Origin of the sequence: Poseidonibacter sp., assembly GCF_041821165.1 — a bacterium.
Lineage (GTDB): Bacteria > Campylobacterota > Campylobacteria > Campylobacterales > Arcobacteraceae > Poseidonibacter.
The window spans coordinates 1-11488 of record NZ_JBGUES010000064.1; the positions used below are offsets into that span (position 1 = coordinate 1).

Consider the following 11488-nt stretch of genomic DNA (forward strand, 5'->3'; position numbering starts at 1 on the left):
AAAGAAAGCACATATATTAATATACAAGCAAATACAAAAATTAATTCTATCATCATTTCAACCTAATTTTTTTATGTGTAGATTCTATCTATTTGGAGTGTCTTTTTAGTGAGTTTTTTTATAGCTTTTGTAAAAAGATAAGAGTAATTAAATTACTCTTATACTTAATTTTTAGTCAATCATCTTATTTGGTAAATAAAATACGATTTCTGGGAAAAGTGTAATTAAAACTACTGTTATTACCATTAAAATAAAGAATGGGAATGTAGCTTTTAATATTGCTTCTATTTTTTCTCCACTTATACTTTGTATTACAAAAAGAGAGAAACCAACAGGAGGTGTAATTTGTGCCATTTCTACCATAAATACTAAAAATACACCAAACCATAATGGATCAAATCCTGCTAATATTACAATTGGTAAAACAATAGGTAATGTCATAACAACAATAGAAATTGCTTCTAAAATCATTCCTAAAATAATATACATAATACCAATTAGTAAAATCAACATTAATGGAGATAATCCAAGTCCAATAATAAACTCACTCATAGCTCTTGCAATTCCTAAAAATCCAATAACTTGAGATAAGAAAATAGCACCTGCAATAATAAATCCAATCATTACAGAAGTTTTAACAGTATTTAAAATAGCATTTTGAATTACTTCTTTATCAATACTTTTAAAATATAATCCTAAAATTAAAGAACCTAAAACACCTAAAGCTGCTGCTTCTGTTGGAGTTGCAAATCCACCATAAATAGAACCTAAAACTAATGTAATAAGTGAAAAAATTGGAGCTAAGTCTTTAAATGAATTTAATTTATCTTTTAAAGTAAATACCTCTTCTTCCATAGGTGTTACTGTAACATCAACTTTTGCTTTATACATAATATAAAATGAGTATAGTGATGCTAATAATAATCCAGGAATAATTCCTGCAATAAATAACTTACCAATAGAAACATCAGATAATACACCATAAATAATCATAATTAATGATGGAGGAATTAAATAACCTAAAGTTCCACTTCCTGCTAATGAACCCATTGCTAAAGATTTTGAATAACCTCTATTTTTAAGCTCTTCTAGTGTTATTTTTCCAACTGTTGCTGTTGTTGCTGCACTTGAACCTGAAACTGCTGCAAATAATGAACAAGCAACAACATTTACATGAAGAAGACCACCTGGAATATAGTTTAACCAAGGTTTTAAACCATTTAATAATCTTGTAGAAATTGAAGATTTATATAAAATTTCACCCATTAAAATAAACATAGGTAAAGCTGCTAATGACCATGAATTTAAAGCATCATATAAAGAAGATGCAAGTAAATCCCCTATTTTAGTATAAACACTAATTACAGGAGGAAGATTGTGATCAAATAAAAGCATTCCTATAATACCAGTAAGAATTAAAGAAACTCCAATCCAAAGAGATGATATTAAAAATGCAAACATAATTGCTATTAAAATAACAGATAAAACTAGTGGATCAGATATCATTTTTTAATCCTTTAAATATAAATACAATAAGCGCTAAGATAAATAGTGTAAGACCTATTGGCATTGCAAGTTGTGTTAGATATATTGGTGTTTCAGAAACTGCTTCTGATAACATCTCTAATTCATAAGAATCATAAGCTAATAAAATTGTTCTATATAATGCAAAAATTAGTACAAAAACTGTAATAATTGCAGCAAAAATATCTACTTTTCTATTTGCTTTTCTTGATAATTTTGAAGTAATAATATTAATTCTAATATGTCCATCTTCATTAAACGCATATGCAAGTCCGAAAAAAATTGAAGCTAAATAAAAGTATCCACTATATTCATCTGCAATCATTGTTGAAATATCAAAAAACGATCTTAAAAAAATTTCTGTTAGAATCATTAAAACTAAAGCTACTAAAAAGAACCCAGATAAATAAGCTCCGCCTTTGCAGAGTTTATTTATTAAATTTGAAAGCGTATTCATCAATATTACTTTCTATATTCTTCAAAAATATTTTTGATGTCTTTATTTGCATCTTGTAAATATTTTGTTAAAACTTCTAATGCAATTGCATCAAGCTCTTTTTTAAGTTCAGGAGTTACTTCTGTAATTGTCATACCATTTTTTCTTAACTCATCTAAAGAAGTTTGTTCTTCAACAATTACTGCTTTCCATTGAGATTCTTCAATCTCTTTTGCTGCTTTTAACATTGCTTTTTGTTGAGTTTTATCTAATGAATTCCAGTAGTCAAGATTGATAGTAACTGCTTGTAATGGGTATCCGTAGTTGATTTTTGTATAGTTTTTTAATACTTCCCAAAATTTACCATCTTTTCCTGATGATGATGAAGTAATAACAGAATCAACCATTCCTGTTCTAAGTGAAGAGTATACTTCTCCCCAAGGTAAAGCAACAGCATTTCCACCTGCACCATTTACAAATACTGCTGTATTTTTATCATAAGTTCTAGTTTTTACACCTTTGAAATCAGAAATACTTGTCATTGGTTTTTGAGAATAAAAACCACTAGCTGGCCAAGTTACAGAATAAAGTAATTTTTGATTCCATTTTTTAGCTGTTTTTTCATAAGATTTTTTTGATAATTGGTATAATTTATAAGCATCTTCATAAGAAGTAGCAATAAAAGGTAAGGCAGAAATTCCAAAAACTTTACCTCCACCTGAAGTAAAAGGAATAAACATATCAGTCATAGCAACTGTTCCATCTTTTACAGCTTTTAAAGGATTTCCTTTAATTAAAGCACTTCCTGCATGTACTCTAATATCAACGCTTCCATTAGTATAATCTTTCACTAATGAAGCATATTGTACAGCACCTTTTGTATGGAAATTACTTGCACTATATTTTGCATTTAAATCCATTTTGATATTTGATGATGCTACTAAAGCACCTGCTAAAGCAGTTAATAATAAACCTTTTTTTAACATCCCTAAACTCCTAGTATTTAATATAAAAGAAGTTTAATAGTTCTAAGTGAGGAAAAAGTGAGTTTTTTAACTTTTGCTAATTTCTAGTCTATATCCAACTTGAGGAACATTGGAAATCATTTCAATAGGAAGTCTTTGTCTAAGCTCTTTAATAAAAGTTTTTAAAGCACTCATACTCATAGATTTATCTCTCCATAAGTAGTCTTCTATTTGAGAATATGTAAGAACATTTGTTTTATTTTTATGAAGCAATAATAAAAAGTCTTTATCCCTTTTTCTTAAAGTTACGACTTTTCCTTTAAAATATAATTCATGCTCTTTTATATTAAAATACAAATCTTCATCAAATACAATATTTTTATCTAACTTATCGCCAAAGGCTTTGATTATTCCATTTAATAAATTTTCAGAGTTTACAGGTTTTAAAATATAATGATTAATATTTAAATTAATTAATTTTAATAAATACTCTTCACTAGAATAAGCTGTTAGCATTATTACTATTGTTTTTAAATCATTTATTCTAATATTTTCAATCATATCAATACCATTTTTTTTAGGCATTTCTATATCTGAAATTATAATATCAGGTTTGTATTCTTGGTATAAATCATATCCATCATCACCATTTGAAGACTCTAAAACATCATCAAAATAGTACTTTAATGTGTTTACTAATCTTTTTCTAATACCATCTTCATCTTCAACACATAAAATAGTATATTTTTTTAATTGTTCTAATTTTGTTTCATCCATAATCAAACCTTTAATACAACAGTAAACAAAGCACCTTGTTTTGTATTTTCAAAACTAAGCTCTCCACCCATATTTTTTTCGATAATCATTTTTGACATATATAAACCAAGTCCAGTACCTTTTAGACTCTCTTTTGTTGTAAAATATGGATCAAATATATTTGGGATATAAGCTTCTTTTATTCCACCTGCATTATCTTCAACTGTTATTATCACTTTATCATCTTTATAATCAAGACACAATTTTATATACGGTTCTTTTATATCTCTTTGAACTAGTGCATCTTTTGCATTTGACATAAGATTTAACATAACTTGTGCAAACTCTCTTTTATATCCTCTAATTATTGGGCTTACTTTTATATCTTTTTTTAAAGTAATTCCAAAGTTTTTAATAGAAGCACTTACTAAAGTCACTGCTTCATTACAAGCATCTTCTACGTGAAACTCTACTTTTTCTTTATCAGGTTTAAAGAAGTTTCTAAAATCATCAATAGTATTTGACATAAAACTAATAAGTTTATTTGAATCTTTTATTGATTCTTTTATCATTTTATCATCAAGTTTTTTAAACTTATTTGCTGTTTCCATTTCCATTAAAATTCCTGAAACTTCGCTTAGTGGTTGTCTCCATTGATGAGCAATCATAGAAAGCATTACTCCCATTCTAGCAAGTCTTGATTGATGGAACATTGCCCTATCTTTTTTCTTTTCTTCTTTGATTGCTTTTTGCACTTTTAGTTCTAAGTTTTTATTTAAATCTTCTAATAAAAGCTCTTTTTTCTTTACATTGTCTTGGTATGTTTTAAAAACTGCTGTAATTTTTTTTGACATTAAAAATGATATAAAACCAATAAATAAAACAACCAAAAAAGATATAATTACAACAAGTCTGATATATCTATTTATTCTTTTTTCTAATAGTTTTTTATTCTCAAAAATTGACTTTTGAATATCGTCCATATAAAGCCCAGTTCCAATTACCCAATTGTATTTCTCATACAATCTAAAAAAACCTAGTTTTTTAGAAAAGTGTAACTCTGCTGGTTTCTGCCAATAATACTCTATAAATTTTCCACTTGGATTTTTTATAGTTTCATCTATAAATTGTTTGGTGATTAAAGTACCCATTGCATCTTTTAAATCAATATCATAAGAACCTAGTGATTCTTGTCTAAAAGGGTGAGCCCTTAGATAATAATTTGTATCATGAATCCAAATATATCCGTGTTTACCGTACCTTATAGTTTCTGTATATTTTAAAATCTCTTTTTTTAACTCTTCGTTATTAAGTGTTTTATTTCTTTTTACATGATGTTCTATATAGTTTACAATATAATCAACCTCTTTTTTTAGAAGCTCTTTTTGTTTGATAATATACTCTTTTTCTACAAGAATACTCTCTTCTTCAAAATAATCATATTGAGTCTTTACAAAAAAATAAATAGTAAAAAATGCGATTAAAATAACAGTTGCAATAGGTGTTAATATTATAAGTTTTGGTATATTTTTTTCACTAAACAAACTATCTCCAATTTTATTATGTGCTTATTTTATCAAAATGTAGTGAGATAAAAGTGAGTTTTAATCTTTTAGTTATAAAACTGTATAATCGCGACTTAAATACATATCTTAATTAAAAAAAGGAACTTTCACGTGAATACAGCATTTTCAAGATTTAGACTTATTTCTATAACAGAAGGGATTTCATACTTATTATTACTATTTGTAGCAATGCCTATGAAATACTTAGCAGACAATCCATATCCAGTAAAAGTAGTTGGAATGGGACATGGGATATTATTTATATTCTTTACTTTTGTACTTTTTAACGCAATGATAAAATATAGATGGAATATAGGTGTAGCATTTCAGCTATTTGTTTATTCATTATTGCCATTTGGTTTTTTATTAATTGAAAAAGTTATCAAAAAATTACCACAAGAAGAGAATCAAAAATAGATGCTCTTCCAATCAGGCTTTTTAGGTACTAAAGCACCTTTTTATATCGACTTTATTACCGTTTATTTTACTTTTTTACCTTTTTTATTAGCATATAGTATTTATTTAGCTAGTAAAAAAGAGTTAAAAAAACACTTTATCTCACAAGCTATTATTTTAGCAATCACACTTATAATCGTAGTAATATTTGAAATAGGAATTCGAATCTCAGGTGGATTTATAGAGTACTCAGCAAATAGTTCTGTTTCTTATGACTTTATGCTTGTATTTTTAATTATTCATATTATCATAGCTATTGCTTCTGTTGGTGGATGGTTGTACTTATTTATCTCATCATATAAAAGTTATAAAAAAAATGGCTTTACTAAAATCAATGGAAGTAATCATAAAAAAATAGGAAAAGCAATCTTCATATCTTTGAGTATTAGCTCAATTATGGGTGTTTGTATGTATTTGTTTTTATTTGTGTATTAAGTAAAGATTTGATTCTTTACTTAAGTTTATAAAAGCCCTTTAAATGCTTGGTCTAAAATAGAGGCTTTTAGGTCTTTTAGATTTTGAAGTTTTTCTTTTTGGATGGCTTTTGTTTTTTCTATTTTTAAAGAAACTTTATCTAGGTATTTTACTACTTTTTGTTGGATTAATAAAGATACCTTTGGGATATTACAATTCTTTAAATCTTTATCTGATGTTGCAGGATATTGAGCACCTCTTATATTTGGCTCAATTTGTTCAAATAATTTATTTGTTAGTAAATAATAGAATAAAAATTTCTTTTCATTTTCATTATTTACTCGTAAAATACAAAAACCTGTTGAAGCTATTGGATTATCATATTCTTTTTCTATAATTGCAATATTTTTTAAATTTGGTCGAGTAGTTGCATATAATATATCCCCAATAAAAACTTCCTTTTTTGCTCTACTAGGTGCTTCTTCTCCTAAAATTATTTTAGGTTCTTCTATTTTGAAAAGTTTATTATCAATTGATGATATATCAATATATGTATAATTACTTTTTGCATTTTCTTTTGTATTTTTATTATTAGTTTTAACTACAATATCATTAATTTTTATAATACTATTATTATCTTCCAGTTCTTCAAAAACTTCATTTAAAACACTTCCCATAAAAGCATCGGCTTCTTTTATATTTTTTTCATGAAGTTCTATTGACTTATCAATCTTTTCAAAAAGAGTATCAAGTTTTGATACTATTCTTTTTTGTTCTATTAATGGAGGTAAAGGGATACTTAGATTTTTTAAAACTTTTACAGATGCGACATTAGCAATAGCTGCACCAGTTGAATTTTCGGATAATAAAGTTTGAAAAAAATTACTTTCAATCATTAATTTAAGAAAGATATTATTCAAGTTATCATTTGGAGTCAACATCAAAAGTGCTTGATTTATTATTCCTTTTTTAATAATACTTGGTACTATTGCAACTTTTCCAATTGTACCAGAGCAACTCATGATTAAACTATTTGGTCGTAATTCAAATCTTTTCATTTCTTCAAATTTTGTATCATCAATAAAATATCTGATTTTTTCAAATTGATTATATATTGCATGACTTTGCTCATAAACGGCATTTCCACTTTCTTTAAAAGTTTGTTTTTTTAAACTTCCACCAAATGGTCCTCTTATAAAATCACAAAGTTCTCCTAATTTCTTCCACTCCCACCCATCAGGAAGTTCATATAACTCACTCATTTATATCTTTTCCTAAAAGAATCTCTTCTATTTCATCCATAAGTATATTTATTTGGGCATTATTATTTTTGATATTTTCTACCATTTGTATTGGACTTGTGTGTACTTTTACTTCTTTATTATTTGGATTTTTTGCAGAGATATCATAATCTTTGATATCTTCTACTTTTACTATCCATGAGTTATTAGTAAGTGTTCTATTTTTCCAAGATTTCAAAAACTCTTTAAAATGCTCTTCTTTTATAGGTTTATTTTTTGTAAGTTTATTTTCAGGATTTACTTCATAGTAGTATATCTCTTCAGTAGTTCCTGCTTTATCAAAAAATACTACATTTGTTTTTACTCCACTATATGGCAAAAATACACCACTAGGAAGGCTTAAAATAGTATGAACATTAAAATCTTCTAATAACTCTTTTTTAACAGCTTGAAAAGCTTTGTTAGTTTGAAATAGTACACCTTCAGGGATTACTAGACCACACTTACCATTTAGCTTAAGTTTTTTCATCATATGTTGTAAAAATAGTAGTTCTGTTGCATTTGATTTAATAGGAAAGTTTGCTTGAATTTGTTCTTTTTCTTTACCACCAAATGGTGGGTTTGCTAAAATACAATCAAATCTATTTGCTTCTTCAAAGTTTCTGATATTGTCAATTAATGTATTTTTCTTTGAAATATTTGGTGATTCTACTCCATGTAAAATCATATTCATAACACCCATTACATAAGAAAGTGGTGTTTTTTCATTTCCAAAAAAAGTATCAAGATTTAAAAACTTTAGTTGTTCACTTGATAAATCTTCTTTTCTCATATGTTCATTTGCTTCGATTAAAAATCCACAACTTCCTACTGCTGGGTCATATACAGTTTGCCCTGCTTTTGGGTCTACTACCTCAACAATAGTTTTGATTACTGCTCTTGGTGTATAAAACTCCCCTGAGTTTCCTCCATCACTTCCCATATCTTTTAGAAGTTTTTCATAAACAACTGATAATTGATATAAGTCCGCTTGATTATGAAAATCCATATCATCAATAGTATTTAACACCTCTCTTAGGGTATGACCATTTGCAATACGATTATCTAAAAACTCAAAAATTGCACCTATTTTGTATTTAATAGATTTTACATTTTCATTGATAGATTTAAAAGACTTTAGATATGGAAATAACTCTTTATTTACAAAATCAAGTAAATCATCTCCACTATCAAGATTGTTATGGTCAATCTTGCCTTTTACTTTTGGAACTGCCCAGTTTGACCATCTATATTTTTCATCTAAAATATATGTGTATTGTTCACCTGATAGTTCTGCTTCATCTGCTTTATTATCTTCACTATCATTTAAAAACTTCAAAAATAAAACCCATGATATTTGTTCTGTATAGTGCATTGCACCACTTATTCCATCATCTGTTCTTAATATATCCGTTATTTTATTTATTTTGCTTTCCAAGTTATTTATGTCCTATTCTTCTTCTAGTAATTTTTGAAATTCTTCTTTATTTGGTAATACTGTAAGATACTTACTTGCATATATTTGTTTATTATCTTTTGGTAGTGTCATTTCTACTAAGGCTTTGCTTTTATCTTTGCAAAGGATTATACCTATTGAATGACCAAGAGTTTGATGAAGCTTCTATTTCATAAAATTTTCTTTCTTCTTCATTTGATAATCTTGTTAAAAAGATATAGTGTGACCAGCTTAGTTTGAATTTGTGAGACAGTGTCTCACTTTTTTGAAATGACAAATAAAATCGTCTCATGTTTTTTAAGTTATCAGTTGAAAAACCTTTTCCAAACTCTTGTGTTAAATCATTAGAAAGATTCTCAATAAGTTTAGTTCCATATTCAGCCCTACTTTTTCCATCTTGCTCTTCTTCTACTATTCTTTTACCTATTTGCCAATAAGTTTGCGTCATTGTAGTATTTACTACTGTATATACTTTATTTCTAGCATCATGAAGTAATGATTTTATATCAGTAAAAAAATTGTTTTGATTAGTAGATTTTAAATCTTTCAATTATAAGCCTTTATAAAGTATTTTGTAGATTTTTTAGAATGAGTATTTTTATCTAATTAATAATTAATTTTATCTAAATTTGAACTGTTTACAAAAAACTATTCGTAAATAGCCTCTTGTAATTTATAGTATTCTTCTTTTAGTTGTGGAATTCCTCCAAAGTTTGAAGCCACTTCTCTTGCAACTCCTATATTACTTAGTTTTATAAGTGATGGAAGATTATTTACTTCTAATTCTTTTACACCATCTTTTGTATATCTATCTAAAATAAACTCTAAAAACTCTTTTGCTTTTTCATTTTGGTATTTTTCTAAGTATTTTGAATTTTTTACACTTAATGCTCTTTCATCTCTTGTTTTAATATCAAGGTTAAAAGATAGATGAGCTAAAACATCATATATATCACTATTTGGTGCATCAAAAATAGCTTTTAAATCCTCAAGTTGGGATTCATCAATATTCATATCTTGAAGTTTTTCTAGTAGCTCTTTTCTATTTATAGGATTTGACCAAATAGCTCTTAGTGTTTCTTCATCATTGTAATACTTTCCTAATACTCCAATTAGATGTTGTAAATACTCACTTGTTCTAAGAGGTGTACCATTTTCTCCTACATAAGAAGTTTCTATATCTATTACTTTTAATTTTTTGTTTTTTATATCTATTATGATTTTTTCAACTCTTGTTTTTTCTTTTGGAGTGTCTATACTATTTTCATCTTCTTGTGTTTGTTTTTCATCTTTTTTATTTTCTAAATCTATATTTGTTTGTTCATTTTCATCTTGTGTTTGTATATCTTCATCTAAATCATTTGTATTTACAGTTTGTGTTTTTATAACATCATCAGCAACTCCATCCCAGTTTTTATCATAAAATAAATTTGTTGCACCTACAAAATCAATAATTGAAAAAAAGTCTTTTCCTTCAAAAACCCTTGTACCTCTTCCTATGATTTGTTTAAATTCTGTCATTGATCTAATTGGAGCTGTTAATACTACATTTCTTACGTTTTTTGCATCTACTCCTGTTGTTAGCATTTTTGAAGAAGTTAAAATCGTAGGTATTGTTTTGTCATTATTTTGGAATCTCTCTAAAAATTCTCTTCCTAATTGTCCTTCATTTGATGTTACAATTGCACAATAATCACTATCTTTTACTTTTTTATATTTATCAATTGCTATTTTCATATCAAGTGCGTGTTGTTGGTTTACACAAAAAATAATAGTTTTATCAAAAGTATCTATATTTTGTAAAATTGTTTTTGCTAAAAGTTTTGTTCTTTTTGGAATAATTACTTGTTTTTCAAACTTCTCTAATTTTACTATTTTATCTTCAAGTTCTCCGTCTATTAAATCATCAGGGTCAAACTTATATTCATCAATATTTGTTTTGATTCTTTTTACTTTATATGGTGTTAAAAAACCATCATTTATGCCCTCTTTTAGTGAATATTCATAAATTGCATCTCCAAAATATTTATAAGTATCGCCATTGTCTTCTCTTTTTGGTGTTGCTGTTAGACCCAAATGAACTGCTGAACCAAAGTAATCTAATATCTCTCTCCATGAACTATCATCATTAGCACTACCTCTATGACATTCATCAATCACAACTAAATCAAAAAAATCAGATGGATACTGTTTATAATATGCGTTTACATCATCATCTTCATTTATTTCACCTGATTTTCGCTCTGCTATTGATTGGTAAATTGCAAAGAAAATATTTCCTGAAAGTTTTACTTCTCCACCATTTTTTCTAATCTCTTTACCTGTTATATCCACACAATCTTTTTCAAGATAATTAAAAGCATTTATAGCTTGGTCTTTTAAAATATTTCTATCTGCTAAAAAAAGAACTCTTGGATTTTTATTTCTATTGTTTTTAGTCCATTTTGAAATAAATAGCCTATAAACTATTTGAAAAGCAATAAATGTTTTACCCGTACCTGTTGCCAAAGTTAGAAGAACTCTATCTTTTTCATCTTTTGCTATTGCTTCTATTGTTTTTTGGATTGCAATTTGTTGATAAAATCTTGGTTTCATATCATCTAGTAAAAAATCTGATGTTACAATTTCTTGTTTTT

The 11488-nt window shown here is 26.8% G+C and carries 12 protein-coding genes; 2 read left to right on the forward strand and 10 right to left on the reverse strand.

Going from position 1 to position 11488, the window contains the following annotated elements:
• Positions 1–171: 171 nt before the first annotated feature.
• The 5 genes from ACERKK_RS06675 to ACERKK_RS06695 all read right to left on the reverse strand — a co-directional run bounded on the left by ACERKK_RS06675 (position 172) and on the right by ACERKK_RS06695 (position 5225).
• Entirely contained in the window at positions 172–1506 is a 1335-nt protein-coding gene (locus tag ACERKK_RS06675) for a TRAP transporter large permease (RefSeq protein ID WP_373772310.1), read from the reverse strand.
• Positions 1496–1981: a TRAP transporter small permease subunit gene (locus tag ACERKK_RS06680; RefSeq protein WP_373772311.1), complete on the reverse strand. Its 486-nt coding sequence runs from the start codon at positions 1979–1981 to the stop codon at positions 1496–1498. The genes ACERKK_RS06675 and ACERKK_RS06680 overlap by 11 nt, the downstream gene beginning before the upstream one ends.
• A 5-nt stretch (positions 1982–1986) precedes the next feature.
• Complete coding sequence (locus tag ACERKK_RS06685) at positions 1987–2946, reverse strand: TRAP transporter substrate-binding protein (RefSeq protein WP_373772312.1); 960 nt, start codon at positions 2944–2946, stop codon at positions 1987–1989.
• 66 nt (positions 2947–3012) lie between these two features.
• Positions 3013–3702: a response regulator transcription factor gene (locus ACERKK_RS06690; RefSeq protein ID WP_373772313.1), complete on the reverse strand. Its 690-nt coding sequence runs from the start codon at positions 3700–3702 to the stop codon at positions 3013–3015.
• Between the two features lie 2 nt (positions 3703–3704).
• The gene (locus tag ACERKK_RS06695; RefSeq protein ID WP_373772314.1) at positions 3705–5225 is read right to left on the reverse strand and encodes a cache domain-containing protein; all 1521 of its coding nucleotides are present in this window, start codon (positions 5223–5225) and stop codon (positions 3705–3707) included.
• Positions 5226–5357: 132 nt separating this feature from the next.
• Here ACERKK_RS06695 and ACERKK_RS06700 point away from each other — a divergent pair, with 132 nt between their 5' ends.
• Both ACERKK_RS06700 and ACERKK_RS06705 read left to right on the forward strand, forming a co-directional pair.
• On the forward strand, positions 5358–5663 hold the full coding sequence (locus tag ACERKK_RS06700) for a DUF3817 domain-containing protein (RefSeq protein ID WP_373772315.1): 306 nt from the start codon (positions 5358–5360) through the stop codon (positions 5661–5663).
• Complete coding sequence (locus ACERKK_RS06705) at positions 5664–6137, forward strand: DUF420 domain-containing protein (protein ID WP_373772316.1); 474 nt, start codon at positions 5664–5666, stop codon at positions 6135–6137.
• A 26-nt stretch (positions 6138–6163) separates the two neighbouring features.
• Here the strand turns inward: ACERKK_RS06705 and ACERKK_RS06710 are convergent, their stop codons facing one another.
• From ACERKK_RS06710 to hsdR, 5 genes are all read right to left on the reverse strand, one after another.
• Positions 6164–7378, reverse strand: coding sequence for a restriction endonuclease subunit S (locus ACERKK_RS06710; RefSeq protein WP_373772317.1), 1215 nt, complete (start codon positions 7376–7378; stop codon positions 6164–6166).
• Positions 7371–8834 (reverse strand): N-6 DNA methylase, encoded by a 1464-nt coding sequence (locus tag ACERKK_RS06715; RefSeq protein ID WP_373772318.1) that lies wholly within the window; start codon positions 8832–8834, stop codon positions 7371–7373. The genes ACERKK_RS06710 and ACERKK_RS06715 overlap by 8 nt, the downstream gene beginning before the upstream one ends.
• A gap of 12 nt (positions 8835–8846) precedes the next feature.
• Positions 8847–8945: a hypothetical protein gene (locus tag ACERKK_RS06720; protein WP_373772319.1), complete on the reverse strand. Its 99-nt coding sequence runs from the start codon at positions 8943–8945 to the stop codon at positions 8847–8849.
• Positions 8946–8964: 19 nt separating this feature from the next.
• The gene (locus tag ACERKK_RS06725; RefSeq protein ID WP_373772320.1) at positions 8965–9402 is read right to left on the reverse strand and encodes a DUF1016 N-terminal domain-containing protein; all 438 of its coding nucleotides are present in this window, start codon (positions 9400–9402) and stop codon (positions 8965–8967) included.
• A 98-nt stretch (positions 9403–9500) separates the two neighbouring features.
• Positions 9501–11488: EcoAI/FtnUII family type I restriction enzme subunit R (hsdR, locus tag ACERKK_RS06730; RefSeq protein WP_373772321.1), on the reverse strand; the 1988-nt coding region annotated here is incomplete at its 5' end.